This is a genomic window from Roseateles sp. P5_E11 (assembly GCF_054049355.1).
The window spans coordinates 1-576 of sequence record NZ_JBFUMO010001189.1 but is presented as its reverse complement, the minus strand read 5'-3'; the positions used below and the strand labels follow the sequence as shown (position 1 = coordinate 576).

The following is a 576-nucleotide window of genomic DNA, read 5'->3' as shown; positions in this document are numbered from 1 at the left end:
AGGTGGGCGATGGTCGCGTAGCCCATCAACAGCACGACGTCCTGAGGCGCCACATTGCCCCCCGCGGCCTGGCCCAGCGTGCGGATCAGCGTCGACGTCAACATGATGGTCAGGATGACCACCAGCGTGACGCCGAAGCTCTTGGCCAGCTCGRATCGCGTGGATGAATCGAATAACATCAAAAGTACTTCTACCTACTTCTGGTCATTATGGACTTCAAGATTCAAACCGCTGAGCTCGATGGGCTCGCGGGCGCCGGTGCCGACGCCCTGGTCGTCGTGCTCGGCGGTGAGGCGCTGCCCAAGGGCCTGGATGCAATGGTTGCCCGTCATGCGCAGGCGGCCATCAAGCTCGGCGACTTCGCGCTGAAAGGTGGCCAGGCACTCACGCTGACCCACGCCGAAGGGGTCAAGGCGCCTCGCCTTGTCCTCGTCGCCAGCGGCAAGACGACGTTGGCTGCCGCGCGCGCCGCATTGGCTGCAGGCCTGGCGCAGATCAAATCCCGTGGCGTGGTCAGCGCGGCTGTCGCGTTTGTTGGTTTCGACGCCGGCGGCAATGGCTTCGCCACGAGCCAGG

Annotated in this window: 1 protein-coding gene; it reads left to right on the top strand. The window is 64.5% G+C overall.

All coding sequences use genetic code 11. From position 1 onward, the window contains the following. Positions 1-209 precede the first annotated feature (209 nt). Positions 210-576, top strand: a 367-nt coding sequence (locus tag ACXJKR_RS34255; protein WP_457326658.1) for a M17 family peptidase N-terminal domain-containing protein, incomplete at its 3' end; no start/stop codon positions are given.